The organism is Shinella zoogloeoides (assembly GCF_022682305.1).
Classification (GTDB): domain Bacteria; phylum Pseudomonadota; class Alphaproteobacteria; order Rhizobiales; family Rhizobiaceae; genus Shinella; species Shinella zoogloeoides_B.
On record NZ_CP093529.1, the window covers coordinates 40,928 to 64,005 of the forward strand.

Sequence of the window (23,078 nt, forward strand, 5' to 3'; positions counted from 1 at the left end):
CCGGCGTCAGACGCCGCCGGCGACCATGGTGTAGATCTTTCGGGTGCGCTCGTGGATCGTCCATTCGCCGCGCCAGCCGTGCGGCAGCACGAACATCTCGCCCGCGCCGATATCCCGGCTCGTGCCGTCGCCGTTGTGCAGCGTCACGCGGCCGGCGAGCAGGTGGCAGATCTCGGCGATCTTCGTGCGGTCGGCGGTGAAGCGGCCGGGCGTGCACTCCCAGATGCCGGTCTCCATCTTGCCGTCGGGGCTGGTCCACAGCACGGTCGCCGCCTCCTGCTGGTCGCCCTCGATGGAGGTGGGCTTGGGCGCGAAGGCGCCGATGTCGCGGCTGAGGAGATCGCCGAAGTTCTCGACATGGATCATGGTTCTGTTTCCTGGATTTTTCAGTGGCCGGTGATGCTGTCGGCGATGGCCGCGAGCTTGGAGGTGTGCGGCAGGCCGGCGAATTCACGCTCGTCGGCGATGCGGTAGAGCTGGTACATGGAATGGACGCCGAGCCAGCGGAACGGCTCCGGCTCCCATTTGCGCACCGTGCGGTTGACCCAGGGAAGGCGGGTCAGCTCGGTGTCGCGGCCGAGCACGAGATCGGTGAGCGTGCGGCCGGCGAGATTGGATGAGGAGACGCCGAGGCCGACATAGCCGCCGGCCCAGCCGATGCCCGTCGCCCGGTCGAAGCCGGCCGTCGTGCACCAGTCGCGCGGAACGCCGAGCACGCCGCACCAGGCATGGTCGATCTTCAGCGACTTCGTCTGCGGCAGGAGGCGGGTGAGGATGGCGTGCAGCGCGTCGATGGTCGCCTGCTGCGTCTGTCCGTTGATGTCGGTCTTCGAGCCGAAGCGGTAGGGCACGCCGCGCCCGCCCATGGTGATGCGTCCCTCCCGGGTGCGCTGGGCGTAGCAGTAGGCGTGCGCCGCATCGCCGAGCAGCTCATGGCCCTGCCAGCCGATCTCGTCCCAGAGCGCGGCGGGAAGCGGCTCGGTGACGATCTGCGCGCTGTTGAGCGGCAGCCAGGTGCGCTCCTCGCCGGGAAAGCCGGCCGTGAAACCTTCCGTCGCGCGAATGATGACGGGCGCGCGAACGGTGCCGCGGTCGGTCGTGACGCGGCCCTTCTCGAAGCCCGTCACGGACGTGCCCTCGAAGATCGCGACGCCGAGGCTCTCCACCACGCGCGCAAGGCCGCGCACCAGCTTGGCCGGCTGCACGCGCGCGGTATCGCGTATGACGAAGGCGCCCTTGATATCGGCGATGCGGATGCGCTTCGCGGCGTCTTCGGCGGAAAGCATCTCGATGCGCTCGGCCGGCATCTGCCAGTCGAGATAGAACTGGTATTCCTCGCGGGCGCGGTCGAGCTGCGGCTGGTTGGTGGCGACGGTGATGTTGTCGGCGCGGACGATGTCGGCGTCGATGCCCTCGGCCTCGGTGACGCGGATCACCTCGTCCACGGTGCCGGCCATGGCGCGCTGCATGCCGACCACCGCCTCGCGGCTGGAGGATTTGAGGTATTTTTCCCGCGACCAGCCGAAGCCGCCCGAAAGCCAGCCGCCATTGCGCCCGGACGCGCCGAAGCCGGCGAATTCCCGCTCGACGACGACGATGTCGAGCGCCGGATTGGCCTTCTTCAGGTAATAGGCGGTCCAAAGGCCCGTATAGCCGGCGCCGATGATGCAGATATCGGCGTTGCGGTCGCCAGGAAGGGGAGGCCGCTTCTGCGGAATGCCGCCGATATCGGCGTACCAGAAGGAGATGTTGCCGTTGGTCTTGACGTCCATGGGAGGGACTCCTTTTCCAAGGGGATATTGGGCGGCGGCCGCCTTGGCAACGGGAATTGCGGAACTGTGGCTTCGGCTGATCTCGAAAAGCGTACGATATGCGCGAAAAATACTGCTTTTCGGAAGCGGTTCAATCGCGTTCTATCGCCGCCAAGAGGAGCGGGGGCATGAAGCGCCGCCGCGACCGACCGGAGGAAAAAATCATGAATGCCGAAGAAACAGTACACTACGACAAGGTTCGTGCGATCTACGCGATCCTGCAGGGAGAGCGCGAGGCGGATCTTCTCCTGAAGAACCTGAACATCCTGGATGTGCATGGCGAGACGGTCTACCAGGGTTCGATCCTGGTCTACGACAAGCGTATCGTCGCGCTGAACCCGGACGAGAGCGTGGTGAAGGTGAAGGAGGTGTTCGACGGCAAGGGGCTTTACGCCATCCCCGGCCTGATCGACGCCCATATCCACTTCGAATCCCAGCTCGCCCATCCGACCGCGCTCGCCGAGGCCATGGTGCCCTGCGGCACGACGACGATCTATTCCGAATGCCTAGACCTCTTGAGCGCAGCCGGCGAGGAGGGCGTGGAAGCGGCCGAGAACCTCTTCCGCGACCACGACAAGCTGCCCTACCGCCTCTATGCCTTCGCCCCGGGCAAGAAGGTCTCGGCGGCGGTGACGAACCGGGTGCTCGACATGGAGCCGGTGATCGGTCTCGGCGAGTTCGAGCACTTCACCTATTCGTCGGGCAATGACGACGACTTCCGCAAGGCCGCCTGGGTGCGCGCGCGCGGCGGCTTCATGAACGGCCACTGGGGCGTCACGGCACTTTCCGACATGGTGCTGAACTACCTGCCGGCCATCGGCTGCTCGAACAACCACGACGTCTGGAACGAGAAGGACATCGAGAAGAGCATCCGCTACGGCTTCCCGACCCATATCAAGTTCGGCGTGGGCAGCGCGGAGGTGATCAAGGTGCTGTTGCGCGCCATCGTCGACCGCAAGTGGCCGACGGACAATTTCATGCTGTGCACGGACAATATCTCCGTCGAGCGGCTGCTGACGCAGGGGCATATGGACTGGATCATCTCGCTGTGTGCCGAGATGGGCATCAACCCGATCCATGCGATCAAGATGGCGACGCTGAACACGGCGCGGTCCTTCCACATGGAGGACAGGATCGGCTCGCTGACGCCGGGCCGCTTCGCCGACATCGTGCTGACGGACAGCCTGTCGAAGATCAACCCGCTCTATGTGTTCAAGGATGGGGAGCTTGTGGCGAAGGACCGCAAGATCCTGAAGAACGCCGCGATCGACTATTCGGGCATGTGCAAGAAGGGCGTTCCGGGTCTGAACGATCTGACGCCCGACCAGCTCGACATCGTGCCGCTGGAGGTGTCGGAGGACGGCAAGAGCGCGAAGGTGTATCTGTTCGACGTCTATGGCCGTGGCCATGCGAAGTTCTACCAGGAGGTCTGGGTTCCGCTGAAAGACGGCCGGATCGTTCCGGAGGTGGACGGCGTGAAGTACAGCCGTCTTTCGGTGGTGCAGCGCTATGCGGAGGGCCAGCGTCACATCGTCAACGGCCTGTTCAAGGGCGTCTCGCTCGACCGTGGTGCTGTCGCGACGTTCTGGCCCGCGCCGAAGCCGTATTTCGTGATCGTGGGCGAGGAGAGCGCGGAGATGTGCCATTGCGTCAAGCAGGTGGACAGCCATGCGGGGGCCTGCATCGTGACGGACGGTGGGGTGGAGAAGGCGGCGCTGCCGCTGGAGATCTACGGGGTGATGGCGAACATGACGGTGTCGGAGCTGACGGCGGCGGCAAGTTCCATCGACGCGGCGCTCGAAGACCTCGGCAACCGCAACGAGGGCGAACCCGTCGTCAACAAGCTCCTCTCCCTCTTCATCTCCCTCCACAGGTTCAGGCTCATGCACTGAGCGGTGTGGAGGACCCGGCGGGCGCTCCAGCGCCTGCCGGACCGGAAATAGCGTATTGACCGGGAGGTGGAGTTCCCGGACATGCGCGAAACGAATTATGCTGCGGAAGGCCGGGAGTGACGGGTGGCCCCGCACAATGCCATCGGGAGGAAATCATGGCACATCATGCGGCGGAAGCCGAAATCGTCGACACCGGCAGCCTGACCCGGCGCTGGATCATGTACGTCCTGGGGATCTATATCCTGACCTTCGGCGTCAGCCTTGCCATCCGCGCCGGCGTCGGCATCTCGCCGCAGAGCAGCCTGACGCGCACCATGACGCTGGTCTATACGCCGCTCAGCCAGGGCACCTATAACTTCATGCTCGAACTGATCATGCTCGGGCTGACCTATCTGGTGTTGCCGAAGGACTTCAAGCTGAAGAACTTCGCCTCCCTGATCCCGGCCTTCGTGCTGGCGGTGTTCCTCGACCTCAACCTCAAGCTCACCGAGTTCATCGTGCTGGAGGAATACGCCCTGCGCGTCGCGCTGCTGGTCTTCGCGGACGCTGCGCTCGCCTTCGGCCTCTTCCTGATGATCCGCGCCAATCTCGTGCTGATGCCCATCGACATGTTCGTCAACACGATTTTCAAGCGCACCGGCTGGAAGTGGGGCAACATCAAGACGGGCTTCGACTGCACGCTGCTTGTCACCTCGGCGCTGATTGGCCTCGCCTTCCTCGGAGAGATCAAGTTCATCCGCGAGGGCACGATCCTCAACGCCATCCTCGTCGGCCAGTACATCCGCCTCTATTTCTTCCTGTACAGGAAGATGAGCGCGAAGAAGGATGTCGCCGGCGCCGGCAAGCTCGAGACGGTTGCAAGCTGACGGCGGAATTTTCAGGAAAGCCAGCGGGGCGCCCTTCGAGGCGCCCCGTTTCGTTTGTCTACTGCTGGTCGAGCGCCCGTGTCAGGGTGAGGGCGGCGAGGGTGCAGATCGCGCCGGAGATCAGGTAGCCGCCGATGAAGATGATGCCGAAGCTGGTGGCAAGGCCGAGCGCTACGAGCGGGGCGAAGGCCGCGCCGACGAGCCAGGCAAGGTCTGAGGTCAAGGCCGCGCCGGTATAGCGGTAATACTGCGTGAAGCGCGAGGAGACGGCGCCCGAGGACTGGCCGAAGGTGAGGCCGAGAATGAAGAAGCCGATCAGGATATAGGCGTCCTGCCCCCGGCTGCCCGCATCGAGCAGGAACGGCGCGGAGAAGGAGAAGACGGCGATCAGGATCGCGCCGAACATCAGCTCGGAGCGCCGGCCGATCCGGTCGGCGATGAAGCCGGACAGTACGATGCCGACCGCGCCGAGCGCCGCGCCCGCGACCTGCATCCAGAGAAACTGCTGCACCGGCTGGCTGCCATGCAGGACGACCCAGCTCAGCGGGAAGATGGTGACGAGGTGGAACAGGGCGAAGCTTGCCAGCGGCACGAAGGCGCCGAGCACCACGTCCATGGCATGCTTGCTCAGCATCTCGAAGACCGGCCGGGCCTCCAGTTCCCGCGCCTCCATGGCCGCGCCGAATTCCTTGCTGGCGACGATGCGCAGGCGCGCGAAGAGCGCCACGACATTGATCGCGAAGGCGACGAAGAAGGGATAGCGCCAGCCCCAGGCGAGGAAATCCGCTTCGGAAAGGTGGCTGACGAAATAGCCGAAGAGTACGCTCGCCAGCGCGAAGCCGATGGGCGCGCCGAGCTGCGGGATCATGGCGTACCAGCCGCGGTGGTTCGCCGGCGCGCTGAGGCTGAGCAGCGAGGCCAGCCCGTCCCAGGCACCCCCGAGGGCGAAACCCTGGCCGAGCCGGAAGAGCGCCAGCAGCGCCACCGCCCAGTAGCCGATCGACTCGTAGCCCGGCAGGAAGGCGATGGACGCCGTCGAGCCACCGAGGATGAACAGCGCTGCCGTCAGCTTGACGCCGCGGCCGTAGTTGCGGTCGATCCACATGAAGACGAAGGAGCCGACCGGCCGGGCGAGGAAGGCGAGCGGAAACAGCGCGAAGGACATCAGCGTGGCGGCCACGGCGCTTCCCGCGAAGGGGAAGATCAGCTTGGGGAAGACGAGGATGGAGCCGATGCCGTAGACGAAGAAATCGAAGAATTCCGAGGTACGGCCGATTACCACGCCGATGGCGATGCTGCCGGGCGAGAGCGGCCTGTCGTCGGCATGCATGTGGCGGGCATCGCGCTCCAGGCCGGACGATGTGGGGTGTTGGGCAGCCGAACTCATGAACTCCTCCGCACGGATTTGCGTCATGTCACTGGACTGTTGATCAATCCGCGCCCGATGGCAAGGACAAGTAGGCCCCGTCGCCGGGAACGCCGAAATTGACAACATGCATTTCTATTGCGCTAGTACAAACGCGCATCGACAGATAGTCCCCGATTGACTACCCTCCTGCGACAGAATGCTGCGCTGCGACGATGGACCTCATTTTCAAGCGCCACCGTGCCCGATTATTGCCGACTAGACAGAACGCAAGTTGAGGCCGAAATGCCGAAGCAATTCAGTTTAGCCCGACGCTCCATAGTCTTCGCTCCGATGCTCGCCGCCCTTACCGGCTGCAACATGGTGGTCATGTCGCCCTCGGGCGATATCGCGGCACAGCAACGGGACCTGATCGTCGTCTCGACGATCCTGATGCTGGTCATCATCGTGCCGGTGATCTTCCTGACGCTGTTCTTCGCCTGGCGCTATCGTCAGTCGAACACGGCGGCCAGATACGATCCCGAATGGCATCATTCCACCGGTCTCGAGGTCATCATCTGGTCGGCGCCGCTCGCCATCATCATCGCGCTCGGGGCAATCACCTGGGTCAGTACCCACAAGCTCGACCCCTATCGCCCGCTCGACCGGATCGATGCGGCGCGCCCGGTGGCCGCCGAGACGAAGCCGCTTACCGTCGAAGTGGTGGCGCTCGACTGGAAATGGCTGTTCTTCTATCCGGACTACGGCATTGCCACCGTCAACGAGATGGCGGCGCCTGTCGATGTGCCGATCAACTTCAAGCTCACCGCATCCTCGGTGATGAACGCCTTCTACGTTCCCGCGCTTGCCGGCATGATCTACACCATGCCCGGCATGGAGACGAAGCTGCACGCCGTCATCAACAAGGCCGGCGAATACGAGGGCCTGTCGTCCAACTACAGCGGCGACGGCTTCTCTCACATGCGCTTCAAGTTCCACGGCGTCGATCAGGCCGGTTTCGACGCCTGGGTCGCGCGGGTGCGGCAGGCCGGCACGGCGCTCAACCGCGACGCCTATCTGAAACTGGAGCGTCCGAGCGCCCGCGAGCCGGTGCGTTACTTCTCGTCCGTCGACGAGGGACTCTACCAGGCCATCCTCAACATGTGCGTGCGCGAAGGCCAGATGTGCATGCGGGAGATGATGCATATCGACATGACGGGCGGGGCGGGTACGGACAGCCACGAGAACCGGGAAAGGCTGCGGCACGACAACCGCCATGCCGCAGAGGCTGCGCCCGGCGCCACTGTCCCCGAAACCGGCAATCCCGCGCGCAGCGACGAACCGGCCGAGGGCGTGGAGGCCCGGCAGGAGGAGCCGGCGGCGATGGACCACGACGCGCACCAGTCGCACTAGATTTCATCGCCCCCGCCGCCAGCGGCGGGGGCGCATTCGACACGCTATTGGACGATCCCATGTTCGGTGACATCAGCCTCACGCATTTCCTCTTCGGGCGGCTCACGCTGGAAGCGATCCCCTATCACGAGCCGATCCTTGTCGCGACCTTCGCGGTCGTGGCGGTCGGTGGCCTCGCGCTCCTCGCGCTGATCACGAAGTTCAGGCTCTGGGGCTATCTCTGGCACGAGTGGTTCACGTCGGTCGATCACAAGAAGATCGGCATCATGTACATCGTCCTCGCCATCGTCATGCTGCTGCGCGGCTTCGCCGACGCCATCATGATGCGCATCCAGCAGGCCATCGCCTTCAACGGCAGCGAGGGTTACCTCAACCCGCATCACTACGACCAGATCTTCACCGCCCATGGCGTGATCATGATTTTCTTCGTGGCGATGCCTTTCGTCACCGGCTTCATGAACTATGTCGTGCCGCTGCAGATCGGCGCGCGCGACGTTTCCTTCCCCTTCCTCAACAATTTTTCCTTCTGGATGACGACGGCGGGGGCTGTGATCATCATGATGTCGCTGTTCGTGGGGGAATTCGCGCGCACCGGCTGGCTCGCCTATCCGCCGCTGTCCGGCGCGGACTACAGCCCCGGCGTCGGCGTCGACTATTACATATGGGGCCTGCAGGTGGCGGGCGTCGGCACCACGCTCTCGGGCATCAACCTCATCGCGACAATCGTGAAGATGCGCGCCCCGGGCATGACCTTCATGAAGATGCCGGTCTTCACCTGGACCTCGCTCTGCACGAACATCCTGATCGTCGCGACCTTCCCGATCCTCACCGCCACGCTCGCGCTGCTGTCGCTCGACCGCTATGTCGGCACGCATTTCTTCACGAACGACCTTGGCGGCAATCCGATGATGTATATCAACCTCATCTGGATCTGGGGCCATCCGGAGGTCTATATCCTCGTCCTGCCGGCCTTCGGCATCTTCTCCGAGGTGGTGGCGACCTTCTGCGGCAAGCGCCTCTTCGGCTACACGTCCATGGTCTATGCGACCTGCGTGATCATGATCCTTTCCTACATCGTCTGGCTGCACCACTTCTTCACGATGGGGTCGGGCGCCTCCGTCAACGCCTTCTTCGGCATCACGACCATGATCATCTCGATCCCGACAGGCGCGAAGATGTTCAACTGGCTCTTCACCATGTATCGCGGCCGCATCCGCTACGAGGTGCCGATGCTGTGGACGGTCGGCTTCATGGTGACTTTCGTCATCGGCGGCATGACGGGCGTGATGCTCGCCATCCCGCCGGCCGACTTCGTGCTGCACAATTCGCTCTTCCTCATCGCCCATTTCCACAATGTCATCATCGGCGGCGTGCTGTTCGGGCTGATGGCGGGCGTCGTCTACTGGTTCCCCAAGGCCTTCGGCTACAAGCTCGATCCCTTCTGGGGCAAGATGAGCTTCTGGTTCTGGCAGATCGGCTTCTTCTTCGCCTTCATGCCGCTCTACGTGCTCGGCCTGATGGGCGTCACCCGCCGCGTCAGCCAGTTTGAGGATCCCTCGCTGCAGATCTGGTTCGTCATCGCCGCCTTCGGCGCGGCCCTGATCGCGCTCGGCATCGGCTCCTTCATCGTCCAGCTCGTCGTCAGCTACCTGAGGCGCGACCAGCTCCGCTGCGACAGCGGCGACCCGTGGGACGGCCGCACGCTCGAATGGTCGACCTCCTCGCCGCCGCCGGACTACAACTTCGCCTTCACGCCCGTCGTGCACGATCACGATAGCTGGTACGACATGAAGAGCCGCGGCTATGTGCGCCCGCTGGAGGGCTTCAAGCCGATCCATATGCCGAAGAACACAGGAACGGGCGTCATCCTCGCCGGCATCTCCGTCGTGCTCGCCTTCGCGCTGATCTGGTACATCTGGTGGCTGGCGGTCGTGTCCTTCATCGCGATCGTTGCGGTGTCGATCGCCCATACCTTCAACTACGACCGCGATTACTTCATCCCCGCCGATACAGTGACGGCGACAGAAGACGCGCGCACGAAACTGCTTGCAGAACGGACCTGAGCCATGAGCGCGACCCAAGTCCACAACCCCGACGAAAAGCCGGTCTTCTATCTTACGGAAGAGCATCACCCGGAAAACAGCACCACGCTGGGCTTCTGGCTCTACCTGATGAGCGACTGCCTGATCTTCGCCGTGCTCTTCGCGACCCATGGTGTGCTCGGTCGCAGCTACGCGGCCGGTCCCTCGCCGGCGGATCTTTTCGATCTCAATCTCGTCGCCATCAACACGGCGATGCTGCTCCTGTCCTCCATCACCTACGGTTTCGCCATGCTCCAGATGGAGCGCAACGCGAAGATGGAAACGCTGGTCTGGCTCGGCATCACCGGCCTCTTCGGCGCGGCCTTCCTGGCGCTGGAACTCTACGAGTTCCATCACCTGATCGCCGAGGGCGCAGGCCCGACGCGCTCGGCCTTCCTGTCGTCCTTCTTCACGCTGGTCGGCACGCACGGCCTGCATGTCACCTTCGGCATGATCTGGCTTATCACGCTGATGGTGCAGGTGAAAAAGCACGACCTCACCCGTGAGAATCGCCGCCGGCTGACATGCCTTTCCATGTTCTGGCATTTCCTCGACGTCATCTGGATCGGCGTCTTCTCCTTCGTCTATCTCCTGGGAGTTCTCGGATGAGCCACGAAAGCGCTTCTGACGCCCACCATTCGCACGGCCACGGTCACGAGGCCGGCCACGGCTCCTTCAAGGGCTACATGACCGGCTTCGTCCTGTCGGTCATCCTGACGGCCATTCCCTTCTGGCTGGTCATGGCCGGCGTGCTGGACAGCAAGCTGCTGACGGCGGTGCTCGTCATGGGGATCGGCGTCGTGCAGATCGTCGTGCACATGGTCTATTTCCTGCACATGAACCCGCGCTCGGAAGGCGGCTGGACGATGATGGCGCTGATCTTCACGCTCATCATCGTCGGCATCGCCATCGCCGGTTCCCTCTGGGTCATGCATCATCTCAATGCAAACATGATGCCGATGACCCACGAGATGATGAAGAACATGCCGTGACGACGATGGTTCGTGCCGGAGGAGGGGAGGCCGGAAGGGGCTGGGTGGCCGATGCCTGAGCGCTCCCCACGCGCCCGATACGTCCTCACCGGCTGCCTCTTCTGCCTTGCCGTTGTCTTCCTCGCGCTCGGCACCTGGCAGGTGCAGCGGCTTTTCTGGAAGCTCAACCTGATCGAACGCGTCGAAAGCCGCATCCACGCAGCGCCCGTGGCCGCGCCGGCCCGGGCGGAGTGGCCAAACGTCGCCCGCGAGAAGGACGAATACCGCCGCGTCACCGCGAACGGTCTTTTCCGCCATGACAGGACGGCGCTGGTCCAGGCCGTGACGGAGCGCGGCGCAGGTTTCTGGGTGCTGACGCCGCTCGTCCTGGCCGATGGCTCCACCCTCCTCGTCAATCGCGGCTTCGTGCCCACCGACCGCAGCTCGCCCGAGGCGCGTCTGGCGAGCGAGATCGCCGCCGGTCCCGTCGCCGTCACCGGCCTTCTGCGCATGAGTGAACCGGGCGGCGCGTTCCTGCGCTCCAACGACCCGGTGAGCGAACGCTGGTTCTCCCGCGACGTATCGGCCATCGCGGCCGCCAGGGGGCTGGAAGATGTCGCTCCCTATTTCATCGACGCGGATGCGACGCCCAATCCGGGCGGTCTTCCCATCGGCGGCCTGACGGTCGTCGCCTTCCGCAACAGCCATCTCGTCTATGCGCTTACATGGTATGCGCTGGCGGCCATGAGCGTGTTCGCGGCCTGGCAGGTCCATCGCCGCCGGCTGGCGTGAGAGGTTGCGGGAAAAAAAGAAGCCCCGCACGAAGCGGGGCAGCAAGCGTCACGGTTGGCTCCCAATGACGCGGGGAAGCTCGCGGGTTGCGCGAGTGATCTCCAAGTAGGGTCTGAAGGGGGCACAGGGAAGGTCTGATTCGGCGAATCCGGTACGGTTGTGCAAAAAAATGCGCAGCCGTCCGCCTACGCCTCCTGATCCACCACCAGCCGGTAACCGACGCCCGGCTCGGTCCTGACGATCGTCGGATGGGTCGGGTCGCGCTCGATCTTCTGGCGAAGCTGGCCGATGAAGACGCGCAGGTAATGCAGGTCCTCGCCGTGCGCCGGCCCCCAGACGGAGGTGAGCAGCGTCTTGTGGGTGACGACGCGGCCGGCATGGCGGGCAAGCAGGGTGAGGAGGTCGTATTCCTTCGGCGTCAGCCTGATCGGCTCCTCTTCGCGCAGGATGAGCCGGCGCACGGTATCGATGACGAGACCGTCGGTGGAAAGCGTCGCCGGCGGTGCGGCGGCGCGCTCGCGATGGCGCAGCGCCGTGCGGATGCGCGCCGTCAACTCGCCGATGCCGAAGGGCTTTTCGATATAGTCGTCCGCGCCGAGGTCGAGGGCGGCGATCTTCTCGCTCTCGCGCTCGCGGGCCGAGAGGATGATGATCGGAATTGTGGTCCAGCCGCGCAGGTTCGCTACGACCTCCTTGCCGTCCATGTCCGGCAGGCCGAGGTCGAGGATGACGAGATCGGGGGCGGCGGTCGCCACAGCCTTCAGCGCCTCGCCACCGGTCGCGGCCTCGACAACGTCGTAGCCGGCGGCCTTGAGGGCGGGTTTCAGGAAGCGCTGGATCTGCGGCTCGTCGTCCACTACGAGGATGCGTTCGTTTGTCATTTCGCACCGCCCGCCTTTTTCTCGCTTGCGGGGAAGCGGATGACGATGCGCGTGCCCCGTTTCTTCACGGCGGGGCTTTCCGCATGGATCCTGCCGCCCATCGCCTCGACGAAGCCGCGGGCGATGGACAGGCCGAGGCCGGTGCCGGGCGCACGGCCGTCCGGCTTGCCGCGGCGATAGAACTTTTCGAAGACCCGATCGATCTCCGATGGCGGAATGCCCTTGCCGAGATCGGTGACGGAGATCAGCACGTCGCCGCCGTCCTTGCGGGCATAGACGTTGACCGGTTCCTCCCCGCCATATTTGACCGCATTGTCGAGCAGGTTGAAGAGCACCTGCCCGAGCAGCACGCTGTCGCCCTCGATGAGCGGCAGGTCCGGCGCGATGCCGGTTTCGATGACCTTTCCGGGGAAATACTTGCGGGCGCGCTCGACGGCGGCCTGCACCACGTCGGAGACGTCGAGCCAGTCGCCCTTGGGCTTCAGGGTGCCGGATTCGATGCGCGTCATGTCAAGGAGATTGGAGACGAACCGGCTCATGCGGCTGCCCTCCTCCTCGATGGATTGCAGCAGGTCGTCGCGGCTTTCCGGGGTCATCCTGTCACCGAGCTGACGAAGGCTCGTGACGGCGCCCATGATCGTCGCAAGCGGGGTGCGCAGGTCGTGCGAGATGGAGGAAAGCAGCGCCTCGCGGTAGCGCTCGCCTTCCAGCTTAGCCGCCTGTTCCACGCTTTCCTCCGCAAGCCGCGCGCGGTCGAGCGCGATGGCGGTCTGGTCGAGGATCGCCGAGAGGGCGCGTTCGGCGTTGATGTCCAACCGCTCCTCGGTCTGCTGGATGCCGCAGACGCCGACCAGTCCGTGCGGACCCATCAGCGGGCGGAACTCGAAGCGGCTGTTGGGCAGGGTGCCTGTGCCGGCGCCGGCGGTTTCCTGCTTGTCGCGCGTCCAGCGCGCTGCGGTGAAGTCGGTGACGTCGAGATCGGTATCCGGCGGCCAGACGGCGGCGACCCTGAGATCGGCCTTGTCTGGCAGCAGCAGCGCGATGTTGCGCTTGAGGCTTGCCTGCAGGTGCGAGACCGCCACCCAGATCGCATCGTCCGCCTTGGCCGTCGTCGAGAGCTTGCGCGAGAAATCGTAGAGCGATTGCAGGGCGGTGGCGCGCACGCGCGCGACCTCCGCCTGCTCCCTGATGCGTGAGGCGAACCCGCCCGCGATGATCGCCACGGACAGGAAGACGAGCAGCGCGAAGACCTCATGCGGCGCTGTGATGGTGAAGGTGTGCAGCGGATCGATGAAGAGGAAATTGTAGGCGAGCGCCGAAAGGATCGCCGCGATGAAGGCGGAGACGTAGCCGCCCAGCACCGCCGCGCCGAGAACGGCGAGCAGGAAGAGCAGCGAGATATTGGGCAGTTCCGCGAAGACATAGACCAGCTTGCCGACGACCGCCGTGACGGCGGTGAGGCCCGCGGCAATCAGCGCCGACTGGCGATAGGAGGCGACGGCGGGGAGAGAGAGGCGCGCCGCGGCAGGTATCTTCTCGGCCTTTTCCGGCGTCACGAAATGGATGCCGATGCCGGCCGCCTTGCGGGAGAGCGAATCCGGCAGGGAGGGGGAGAAGAAGCGCGTCCAGCCGCGATGGCGCCTCGCGCCGATGACGATCTGCGTCGCATGCTCGCGGCGGGCGAGCTTCAGGATCTCCTCGACGAAGTCGTTGCCGACCACGCGGCGGGTTTCCGCGCCGAGCTGTTCGGCAAGGCGGAACAGCGCTTCCATCCGTTGCAGCCGCTCGGTGGTTTCCACCTCGCGGTCCGCCCGCTCGATGGAGACGACGAGCCAGGGCGCGTTGAGACCGGAGGCGAGACGGCTCGCCACACGCAGGACCTTTTCCGAAAGCGCGTCCGGCCCGACGCAGACGAGCAGCCGTTCGCCCGTCGCCCAGGGGCCTTCGATGGCATTCTGCTTGAGGTAGTCGACCATCTGGTCGTCCACCCGATCGGCCGTGCGGCGAAGGGCAAGCTCGCGCAGCGCCGTCAGGTTGCCGAGGCGGAAGAAGCGGTCGACGGCGCGGCTGGCGCTTTCCGGCAGGTAGACCTTGCCTTCCTTGAGGCGCTCGATGAGTTCCGTCGGCGGCAGGTCGACCAGCACGACCTCGTCGGCCTTCTTGAGGACGACATCCGGCACGCGCTCGCGCACGGTGACGCCGGTGATCTGCGCCACGAGGTCGGCGAGGCTTTCCAGATGCTGGATGTTGAGCGCCGTCCAGACATCGATGCCGGCGGCGATCAGCTCCTCGATATCCTGGTAGCGCTTGGGGTGGCGGCTTCCTTCGGGATTGGAATGGGCAAGCTCGTCCACCAGCACGATGCGCGGGCGGCGGGCGAGCGCGCCGTCGATGTCGAATTCCTCCAGCGTCTTGCCGCGATGGCTCGCCGCGAGGCGCGGCAGCACGTCCAGCCCTTCGAGCAGGGCGGCGGTTTCGCTGCGGCCGTGGGTCTCCACGAGGCCGACGACGACGTCCACGCCCTCCGCCTTGAGGCGCTTGGCGCGCGAGAGCATGGCGTAGGTCTTGCCGACCCCGGGAGCCGCGCCCAGGAAAACGGTCAACTTGCCCCGGCGGTCCTTCTCCGCCAGGGCAAGCAATGCATCGGGATCCGGTCTGCGACTGTCGTCGCGGTCGTTGTCCGTCATTCTCACTCTCATGTTCCGTGCGCGTCGAGCGCCAGGTTGAGCTGTAGCACGTTCACCCGCGGCTCGCCGATGAATCCGAAAAGCCGGGTTTCTATACGGTTTTCGACAAGGGTTGCCACGTCCGTTTCCGAAAGTCCCCGGGCCTTTGCCACCCGCGCGATCTGCGCCCGGGCGAAGGCGGGCGAGACATGCGGATCGAGGCCGGAGCCGGACGTGGTGACGGCATCGGCCGGAACGGGCGTAGCTAAGCCCGCCGCCTTCAGCCGCTCGATATCGGTCGCGACGCGCTCCTTGAGCCTGGCCGAGGTTGTGCCGAGATTCGAGCCGGACGAGGCGGCGGCGTTATAGGCATCCGGGCCGGTCGCGGAAGGGCGCGGCCAGAAATACCGGTCCGTCGCGAAGGACTGGCCGATCAGGATGGAGCCGATGACGGCGCCGTCCTTCTCGATCAGCGAGCCGTTGGCGGCGGCGGGCATGAGGGCCTGCGCCACGCCCGTCACGGCGAGCGGATAGGCAAGCCCGAGAAGGGCGGTGAGCGTGAGGACGAGAGTGATGGCCGGGCGAAGATGGTTCAGCATGATTACACCAGATGCAGGGCGCTGACGGCAAGGTCGATGGCCTTGATGCCGGCAAAGGGCAGGATCAGACCGCCGAGGCCGTAGACGAGGAGGTTGCGGCGCAGGAGCGCTGCCGCGCCCGCAGGGCGGTAGGCGACGCCGCGCAGCGCCAGCGGAATGAGCGCGACGATGATCAGCGCGTTGAAGATGACCGCCGACAGGATGGCCGATTGCGGCGAGGCAAGGTTCATGACGTTGAGGGCGTCAAGGGCCGGATAGGTCGCGAGGAACAGCGCCGGGATGATCGCGAAATATTTCGCGACGTCGTTGGCGATGGAGAAGGTGGTGAGCGAGCCGCGCGTCATCAGGAGTTGCTTGCCGATCTCGACGATCTCGATGAGCTTGGTAGGGCTGGAATCGAGGTCCACCATGTTCGCCGCCTCCCGCGCGGCCTGCGTGCCGGTCTGCATGGCGACGCCGACATCCGCCTGAGCGAGGGCAGGAGCGTCGTTGGTGCCGTCGCCGCACATGGCGATGAGCCGGCCGCCCTGCTGCTCGCGGCGGATATAGGCGAGCTTGTCTTCCGGGGTGGCCTGGGCGAGGAAATCGTCGACGCCGGCCTCCGAGGCGATGGCGGCGGCGGTCACCGGGTTGTCGCCCGTCACCATGACGGTGCGGATGCCCATGGCGCGCAGCGCCGCGAAGCGCTCCTTGATGCCGGGCTTCACCACGTCCTTCAGGTGGATGACGCCGAGGAGGCGGTTGCCGTCGGCGACGGCGAGCGGCGTGCCGCCGCTGCGTGCGATCGTTTCGACGGCGCGGCGGAACTCGTCGGGGGCTTCGTTCTCCGTAACGCCGGCAAAGCGCAGCACGGCATCCACCGCGCCCTTGCGCAGCCTGCGGCCGCCGACATCCACGCCAGAAAGGCGGGTTTCCGCGGTGAACTCGATCACTGCGTCGAAGCGGGCTTCGGGCGCCTTGATGCCGAATTCGCCGGCGGCGAGCGCCACGATGGAGCGGCCCTCGGGCGTTTCGTCGGAAAGGCTGGCGATGAGCGCGGCTTCCGCAAGCCCGGCCTGTAAGACGTCGGGGGCGGGCAGGAAGTCGCTGGCCATGCGGTTGCCGAAGGTGATGGTGCCCGTCTTGTCGAGCAGCAGCGTATCGACGTCGCCGGCCGCCTCCACTGCGCGGCCCGAGGTGGCGATGACGTTGAAGCGCACGAGGCGGTCCATGCCGGCGATGCCGATGGCCGAGAGCAGGCCGCCGATGGTCGTCGGGATGAGCGTGACGAGAAGGGCGGCGAGCACCGTGACGGTGAGCACCGTGCCGGAATAGCCGGCAAGGCCCCAGATGGCGACGCAGACGAAGAGGAAGATAAGCGTGAGGCCGGACAGCAGGATCGAAAGCGCGATCTCGTTCGGCGTCTTCTGCCGCTGTGCGCCCTCGATGAGCGCGATCATGCGGTCGACGAAGGAGGAGCCGGGCGCGACGGTGATCTTCACCCTGATCTCGTCCGACAGCACCTGCGTGCCGCCGGTGACTGCCGAGCGGTCGCCGCCGGATTCGCGGATGACGGGGGCGGATTCGCCGGTGATGGCGCTCTCGTTGACCGAGGCGACGCCCTCGACCACCTCGCCGTCGCCGGGGATCAGTTCGCCGGCGGCCACGAGCACGATGTCGCCGACGGCAAGGGTGGTCGCCGGGATCGTCTCCGTCGCGCCGGCGGCGGTGAGCCGCCGGGCGACGAGTTCGGATTTCGTGCGCTTCAGGCTGTCGGCCTGCGCCCGGCCGCGTCCTTCGGCGACCGCCTCCGCGAAGGTCGCGAAGAGCACGGTGAACCAGAGCCAGGCGGCGATCTGGCCGGAGAAGCCGGCTTCCGCGCTGCCTGTGAGAAGATCGCGCAGGAAGAGCACGGTGACGACGGCCGCGACGGCTTCGGTGACGAAGATCACGGGATTGCGTACGAGCTGGCGCGGGTCGAGCTTGACGAAGGCGTCGCGCGCGGCCGGCATGAGGATGGCGAGGTCGAGGAGGCTTGGAGCGTGATGGTCCTTGGACATGGCTCTTTTCCTTAGAAGGTCTGGCCCGCGAGCATGGCGAGGTGCTCGACGATGGGACCGAGGGCGAGCGCGGGGAAGAATTGCAGGCCGCCCAGGATGAGGATGATGCCGATCAGCAGGCCGACGAAGAGCGGCCCGTCCGTGGGGAACGTCCCCGATGACGGCGGCACCTTGACCTTGGCGGCCAGCGAGCCGGCAATCGCCATGACGGGCACGACATAGGCGAAGCGGCCGAGCAGCATCGCGATGCCGAGCGTCGTGTTGTACCAGACGGTATTGCCCGTCAGGCCGCCGAAGGCCGACCCGTTGTTGCCCGCCGTCGAGGTATAGGCGTAGAGGATTTCCGAAAGGCCGTGCGGTCCCGGCGTGCCGATACTTGCCACCGCGAAGGGCAGCATGGCGGAGATGGCGGTGAAGCCGAGGATGGCGAGCGGCAGCACGAGCACGGCGAGCATGGCGTATTTCATTTCGCGGCCCTCGATCTTCTTGCCGAGGAATTCCGGCGTGCGGCCGACCATCAGGCCGGACACGAAGACGGCAAGCAGCGCGAAGACGAGCATGCCGTAGAGACCGGAGCCGACGCCGCCCGGCAGCACTTCGCCGAGCTGCATCAGGAACATCGGCGCAAGGCCGCCAAGCCCGGTGAAGGAGCCGTGCATGCCGTTGACGCCGCCGTCCGAAAGGCCGGTCGTCACGGCGGCGTAAAGCGCCGTCATGGCCTGGCCGAAGCGGACTTCCTTGCCTTCCATGTTGCCGGCCGAACCATCGACGCCGAGCGCGGTGAGGATCGGGTTTCCGGCCGCTTCCGCCCAGTAGACGGTGGCGACCCCGGCGATGAGCAGGACCGCCATGGCGCTGATGATCGCCCAGCCCTGCCGGCGGTTGCCGACGAGTTCGCCGAAGGTGTAGACCAGCGCCGCCGAGATCGACAGCATGGCGAAGATGTTGAGATAGTTGGAGAATGCGGTCGGATTCTCGAAGGGATGAGCGGCATTGACGTTGAAGAATCCGCCGCCATTGGTGCCGAGCTGCTTAATCGCCTCCTGGCTGGCGACCGGCCCGAGCGAGATCGTCTGACTGGCGCCTTCGAGTGTCGTTGCCGTGACGGAGGCATCCAGCGTCTGCGGCAGGCCCATTGCGACGAAGGCGAGCGCCACGACGAAGGCGAGCGGCAGCAGGACGTAAAGTGTCGCCCGGGTCATATCCACCCAGAAGTTACCGAGGGTCGAGACCTTGGAGCGTGCGAGCGCCCGCGTCAGCGCCACGGCGAGCGCCATGCCCGTCGCGGCGGACAGGAAGTTCTGCACCGTCAGGCCCGCCATCTGGCTGAAATGGCTGAGCGTGGTTTCGCCGCCGTAGTTCTGCCAGTTGGTGTTGGTGACGAAGGAGACCGCCGTGTTGAAGGCGAGATCCGGCGCCATGCCGGCAAAGCCCTGCGGATTGAGCGGCAGATAGGCCTGCAGGCGGAGGATCGCATAGAGCGTAGCGAAACCCGTAAGCGAGAAGACCAGCATGGAGACCGTATAGGCGAGCCAGCCCTGCTCCTTGCCCGGCGAAATACCGGAAAGGCGGTAGAGGTCGGCTTCGAGACGCTCGAGAACCGGCGATAGCGCGGTGCGCTCGCCGGAAAAGACGCGGGCCATGTAGAGGCCGAGCGGCTTGACGGTGATCAGAACCGCAAGGAAGAAGATGGCGATCTGTAGCCACCCGATCATGGTCATGGAATTTCTCCTGGAAGCTCAGAAGCGTTCGGGCCGCAGCAGCGTGACCACGAGATAGACGCCGAGGGCGAGAGCGACGAAAAGGCCGAAGAGAGGTTCGATCATGGGGTCGCCTCACAGCCGGTCGAGCGCGCGGGCATAGGCGGCGAAGACGAGGAACGCGCCGCAGCCGAGCGCAAGAAAGATGACATCGGACATGTCCGTTCTCCTGTTGTGCGAGGAGAAGACTAGGCCCGGCCTGGGTCAGGTTTCGATTGGGAAGGTGTCGGGGCGATGTAAGGAAAAGATAAAGGGGCGCCGGCCGCGCCGCCTTATCCCGCGTCGTTCCGCGTCTGCCCGAGGGCGGCCAGCCATGCGGCGCGATAGGCCGCCAGCCCGGCCATTGCGGCCGGCGGGACGGTGGTCTCGGGTGTCGCCACGGGCTGGATGCCGGTCAGCAGGGAAGCGCCCTGGCTGGTGCCCGTCGAACCCGGCACGGCGACGACCGGCCGCCCGGTCAAGGCGGCGAGCAGGGTGAGATAGAGGCCGTTCGTGGCGAAGGGACCTTCGACGATGCTCGGCCCCCCGGCCCCGATCAGGCCGAGGCAGGTCTCGCTCATCAACGCGAGGTAGAGGCAGGCGGCGGCGTGGCGCTCGGCGGCGCTTGCACCTTCGGCATTCAGCCATTGCCGTTCGTGCCCGGGGAAGGGGCCGGAGCCGGGCGTGACATTCGGCGTGAGCATCAGCGTCTTTTCGATCACGGACGGCAGGGCCGCACGGATATCTGCCTCCGCCGCGCTACCGATCTCGGCCGCGAGGATCTCGAATTCCCGCCCGCCCATGAAGCGGGAGGAGGGGACGGCGCGACCGTGGGCGTCGACATTGGCGAGGGTGTCGCGTGCCGGGTCGAGATGTTCCAGATCGCCGCCGACGGCGAAGTTGATCACCCATGTGCCAGTCGATACGACCGAGAAGGGCGCTTTCCGCGTCACCAGATGCGGCAGCAGCGAGGCGTTGGAATCGTGGATGCCGCAATAGACGGGTACGCAGACGCCGAGGGTTTCGGCGATTTCGGGAAGGATGGGGCCAAGGGCATCGAAGGCCGGGCGGATCGGGGCCATCAGCGGGCGGATGCGGAGCGTGTCCACAAGCGTGGAATAGGCGCCGGCCTCGGGATTCCAGAGGTCGGTGTGGCAGCCGAGCGAGGTGACTTCGTTGGCGGCGACGCCGGTCAGCCGCGCCGCCCAGTATTGCGGATAGGTGACGATGGTTGCGACCCTGGCGAAAGCGTCGGGAAACGCGGTCTTCTGATAATGCAGTTGCGCCCCGACATTGAGACCCATCGACAGGCGCGGGGACCGCGTCTCGGCAAAGGGCGGGCGAAGCGCATCATAGGCTTCGCGGATCGCCTGCGGGTATTCGTGCTCGTAGTCGAGCACTGGCAGGGCAAGCCGGCGGTCAGTGCCGAGCAGGGCGGCCGATGCGCCATGCGTCGTGATCGAGATGGCGTCGAAGCCCGGCGTTTTCGCGAAGCTGCGGAGGGCGTCGAGCGCGAAGGTCCAGAGGGTTTCGACGTCGTAATGCGGGTAGGGGCCGTCCTTGAGAACGGTGTTGGCCATCCGGGCGGCGGCGATTTCCGCGCCCGTCGCGGCGTCGAGGACGACGACCTTGGCGTTGGTCTTGCCGATATCGAGGACGGCGATGCGGGAATAGGCGGTCATGGCATGTGGAAGACGGGAACGAGGTCGCTCTGGACCGGGGAATTGTCCGGGTTGGTCTCCATGATATCGGCCATATGCGCCCACCAGCGCTTCATCACGGGATGCTCGGGCAGGGCGGCCATGGTGTGATCCTTCGGCCGGGTGAGGATGCCGAAGAGGATGTTCGTTTCCGGGTCGAGATAGATGGAATAATCGGAGGCGCCGGCCTTGTGCAGCAGATCGACGAGCTCGGGCCAGATCTCGTCATGGCGCTTCCTGTATTCGGTCTCCATGCCGGGATGGAGCTTCATCTTGAAGGCGTGCCGTTCCATCAGGCTTTCCTCGCATGCTTGATCCGGCGGGCGACGATGGGCAGGGCGATGGTGACGATCAGCAGCAGGCCGATGAAGATGGACATGACGATGCCCGGCACGTTGAGAAGGCCGAGGCCGAAGGTGACGAGGCCCATCACGAAAGCGGCAATGACGACGCCGGCGATGGTGCCCGCCCCGCCGAGGATCGAGACCCCGCCGAGCACGACCATGGTGACGATCTCCAGCTCCCAGCCTTGCGCGATGGAGGGCCGGGTGGAGCCGAGCCGCGAGGTGAGGCAGACGGCGGCGATGCCGCTCATCAGGCCCGTCAGCAGGAAGAGGATGAACTTCACCCGGTCGACGGGAATGCCGGAGAAACGCGCGGCCATGGCGTTGTTGCCGATGACATAGACGTGGCGGCCGAAGTTCGTCCTGTGCAGCAGCACGCCGAAGACCACGGCCATGACGAGGAAGAGCACGAATTCGAAGGAGAAGACCCAGACGACATAGCCCTGTCCGAACCAAGCGAAGTCGGCCGGGTATTTGCCGTAGGCCTGGTCGCCGAGCACGATGTAGGAGATGCCGCGGAAGAGGCTCATCGTGCCGATGGTGACGACGATGGAGGGCAGCTTGAGACCGGCGACGAGCAGGCCGTTGAACGCGCCGCAGGTAAGGCCGGTGCTAATGCCGATCAGCACGAGGCCGGGCGTGCCGACGCCCATCTGCACCGCCGCGCCCATGGCGGTCGAGGCGAGCGCGATGATCGCGGCGACGGAAAGGTCGATCTCCCCGGCGATGATCAGCAGCGCCATGGCGAAGGCGACCAGCGCCTTTTCGGTGAAGTTGAACGTCGCGTCCGAGAGGTTCCAGGCGTCGAGGAAATAGGGCGAGGCGAGGGAATTGGCGATGAAGATGAGGACGGCCACGCAGAAGAGCAGCACCTCCCAGCTTGCCAGCAGCCGCTTCATCGGCGTGCCGAGCCGGTCGGGGATCTGGCGGCGGATCGTGGTCTCGGTGTTCATGCCAGCTTCTCCTTGGCGGCGCGGTCGCGCAGGATGATGCGGCCCTTCTTCTTCTCGGCGCGGGCGTTGAAGACGACGGCGAGGATGATGACGACGCCGGAGATTGCCATCTGCGCGAAGGGCGAGATGCCGATGACGGGCAGCGCATTCTTGATGACGCCGAGGAAGAGCGCGCCGAGCACGGTGCCGATCACGCTGCCGATGCCGCCGGCAATGGAGATGCCGCCGATCACGCAGGCCGCCACGCTGTCCAGCTCGAATCCGGCGGCGATGTCGACATAGGCGACCGCATAGCGCGACACCCAGAGATAGCCGGAAAGGCCGGCGAGCGCGCCGGACAGCACGAAGGCGAGGAAGCGCGAGCGGCCGACATCGATGCCGGCATAGACGGCGGCGGTCGGGTTGCCGCCCGAGGCATAGGCGGCGCGGCCGAAGGGCGTGCGCGTCAGCACGAACCACATCATGAGAACGATGGCGATGGCGACCCAGGAGAGGATCGGCAGGCCGAGGACGGGAAAGCGCGGCAGGTTGAGGAAATCGGGCGTCATCTGGTGGGCGTTCACCCAGCCGCCGCCCGAAAGCACGAAGGCCATGCCGCGATAGATGGTGAGCGTGCCGAGCGTCACGACGATGGGCGGAATCTGCAACAGCCAGACAAGGAAGCCGTTGATCGCGCCGAGCGCCGCGCCGATGCCGATGGCGAGCACGATGAGCAGCGCCAAGGGCAGGCCGGGATAGGCCGCGTCCAGCATCGCGACGGCCATGCCGGTGAAGGCGAGGTTCGCCGCGACGGAAAGGTCGATGGATTTCGTCAGGATCACCGTCATCTGGCCGAGCGCGAGGATGATCAGGATCGAGGTGTCGTTGAAGATGCTGGCGAGGTTGGTGGGGGAGGCGAAGCCGGCTGCGCGCGTGGCGAAGCCCGCAATCATCACGAGGATGATCAGCGCCAGCAGGAGTTCACGGTTCTTGAGAAGACGCTGCAT

Annotated in this window: 20 protein-coding genes; 7 read left to right on the forward strand and 13 right to left on the reverse strand. The window is 65.4% G+C overall.

All coding sequences use genetic code 11. The annotated features are described in order from the left end of the window. Positions 1-6: 6 nt before the first annotated feature. The gene (locus MOE34_RS21650; RefSeq protein ID WP_242224603.1) at positions 7-366 is read right to left on the reverse strand and encodes a cupin domain-containing protein; all 360 of its coding nucleotides are present in this window, start codon (positions 364-366) and stop codon (positions 7-9) included. 20 nt (positions 367-386) lie between these two features. Then, positions 387-1,772 carry an NAD(P)/FAD-dependent oxidoreductase gene (locus MOE34_RS21655; protein ID WP_242224605.1) on the reverse strand — a complete coding sequence of 462 codons (1,386 nt, stop codon included), beginning with the start codon at positions 1,770-1,772 and terminating at the stop codon, positions 387-389. 203 nt (positions 1,773-1,975) lie between these two features. Here MOE34_RS21655 and MOE34_RS21660 point away from each other — a divergent pair, with 203 nt between their 5' ends. Further along, the gene (locus tag MOE34_RS21660; protein WP_242224606.1) at positions 1,976-3,703 is read left to right on the forward strand and encodes an amidohydrolase family protein; all 1,728 of its coding nucleotides are present in this window, start codon (positions 1,976-1,978) and stop codon (positions 3,701-3,703) included. A gap of 155 nt (positions 3,704-3,858) precedes the next feature. After that, positions 3,859-4,569, forward strand: coding sequence for a YczE/YyaS/YitT family protein (locus MOE34_RS21665; RefSeq protein ID WP_242224609.1), 711 nt, complete (start codon positions 3,859-3,861; stop codon positions 4,567-4,569). 58 nt (positions 4,570-4,627) lie between these two features. Here the strand turns inward: MOE34_RS21665 and MOE34_RS21670 are convergent, their stop codons facing one another. After that, positions 4,628-5,956 carry an MFS transporter gene (locus MOE34_RS21670; protein ID WP_242224611.1) on the reverse strand — a complete coding sequence of 443 codons (1,329 nt, stop codon included), beginning with the start codon at positions 5,954-5,956 and terminating at the stop codon, positions 4,628-4,630. 264 nt (positions 5,957-6,220) lie between these two features. Here MOE34_RS21670 and cyoA point away from each other — a divergent pair, with 264 nt between their 5' ends. Genes cyoA through MOE34_RS21695 form a run of 5 tightly spaced genes read left to right on the forward strand, consistent with a single transcriptional unit; the run spans position 6,221 to position 11,171 of the window. Continuing rightward, entirely contained in the window at positions 6,221-7,327 is a 1,107-nt protein-coding gene (gene cyoA / locus MOE34_RS21675; protein WP_431522461.1) for a ubiquinol oxidase subunit II, read from the forward strand. Positions 7,328-7,386: 59 nt separating this feature from the next. Beyond that, positions 7,387-9,390 (forward strand): cytochrome o ubiquinol oxidase subunit I, encoded by a 2,004-nt coding sequence (gene cyoB, locus MOE34_RS21680; protein ID WP_242224613.1) that lies wholly within the window; start codon positions 7,387-7,389, stop codon positions 9,388-9,390. Between the two features lie 3 nt (positions 9,391-9,393). Next, a complete protein-coding gene (cyoC, locus tag MOE34_RS21685; protein WP_242224615.1) occupies positions 9,394-10,017 on the forward strand; it encodes a cytochrome o ubiquinol oxidase subunit III in 624 nt (207 codons plus the stop codon). Next, positions 10,014-10,400, forward strand: a complete 387-nt coding sequence (gene cyoD / locus MOE34_RS21690; RefSeq protein WP_242224618.1) for a cytochrome o ubiquinol oxidase subunit IV — start codon at positions 10,014-10,016, stop codon at positions 10,398-10,400. The genes cyoC and cyoD overlap by 4 nt, the downstream gene beginning before the upstream one ends. Positions 10,401-10,451: 51 nt before the next feature. Further along, positions 10,452-11,171: an SURF1 family protein gene (locus tag MOE34_RS21695; protein ID WP_242224622.1), complete on the forward strand. Its 720-nt coding sequence runs from the start codon at positions 10,452-10,454 to the stop codon at positions 11,169-11,171. Between the two features lie 185 nt (positions 11,172-11,356). On the opposite strand, the gene MOE34_RS21700 is transcribed toward MOE34_RS21695, so the two are convergent. The 10 genes from MOE34_RS21700 to MOE34_RS21740 all read right to left on the reverse strand — a co-directional run bounded on the left by MOE34_RS21700 (position 11,357) and on the right by MOE34_RS21740 (position 23,078). Further along, positions 11,357-12,052 (reverse strand): response regulator, encoded by a 696-nt coding sequence (locus tag MOE34_RS21700; protein ID WP_242224625.1) that lies wholly within the window; start codon positions 12,050-12,052, stop codon positions 11,357-11,359. After that, positions 12,049-14,739: a sensor histidine kinase gene (locus MOE34_RS21705; RefSeq protein WP_242224627.1), complete on the reverse strand. Its 2,691-nt coding sequence runs from the start codon at positions 14,737-14,739 to the stop codon at positions 12,049-12,051. Before MOE34_RS21705 ends, MOE34_RS21700 begins: the two co-directional genes overlap by 4 nt. An 8-nt stretch (positions 14,740-14,747) precedes the next feature. Next, entirely contained in the window at positions 14,748-15,317 is a 570-nt protein-coding gene (kdpC, locus tag MOE34_RS21710) for a potassium-transporting ATPase subunit KdpC (protein ID WP_242224629.1), read from the reverse strand. Between the two features lie 2 nt (positions 15,318-15,319). Beyond that, positions 15,320-17,356, reverse strand: a complete 2,037-nt coding sequence (gene kdpB / locus MOE34_RS21715) for a potassium-transporting ATPase subunit KdpB (RefSeq protein ID WP_277955669.1) — start codon at positions 17,354-17,356, stop codon at positions 15,320-15,322. Between the two features lie 11 nt (positions 17,357-17,367). Beyond that, positions 17,368-19,077 (reverse strand): potassium-transporting ATPase subunit KdpA, encoded by a 1,710-nt coding sequence (gene kdpA, locus MOE34_RS21720; RefSeq protein WP_242224631.1) that lies wholly within the window; start codon positions 19,075-19,077, stop codon positions 17,368-17,370. A gap of 18 nt (positions 19,078-19,095) precedes the next feature. After that, entirely contained in the window at positions 19,096-19,182 is an 87-nt protein-coding gene (kdpF, locus tag MOE34_RS25615) for a K(+)-transporting ATPase subunit F (RefSeq protein ID WP_160785919.1), read from the reverse strand. Between the two features lie 206 nt (positions 19,183-19,388). Then, the gene (locus tag MOE34_RS21725) at positions 19,389-20,777 is read right to left on the reverse strand and encodes an FGGY-family carbohydrate kinase (RefSeq protein ID WP_242224633.1); all 1,389 of its coding nucleotides are present in this window, start codon (positions 20,775-20,777) and stop codon (positions 19,389-19,391) included. After that, positions 20,774-21,088 carry an L-rhamnose mutarotase gene (gene rhaM, locus MOE34_RS21730; RefSeq protein ID WP_242224635.1) on the reverse strand — a complete coding sequence of 105 codons (315 nt, stop codon included), beginning with the start codon at positions 21,086-21,088 and terminating at the stop codon, positions 20,774-20,776. Before rhaM ends, MOE34_RS21725 begins: the two co-directional genes overlap by 4 nt. Next, positions 21,088-22,092, reverse strand: a complete 1,005-nt coding sequence (locus MOE34_RS21735; protein ID WP_242224637.1) for an ABC transporter permease — start codon at positions 22,090-22,092, stop codon at positions 21,088-21,090. Before MOE34_RS21735 ends, rhaM begins: the two co-directional genes overlap by 1 nt. Further along, the gene (locus tag MOE34_RS21740) at positions 22,089-23,078 is read right to left on the reverse strand and encodes an ABC transporter permease (RefSeq protein ID WP_242224640.1); all 990 of its coding nucleotides are present in this window, start codon (positions 23,076-23,078) and stop codon (positions 22,089-22,091) included. Before MOE34_RS21740 ends, MOE34_RS21735 begins: the two co-directional genes overlap by 4 nt.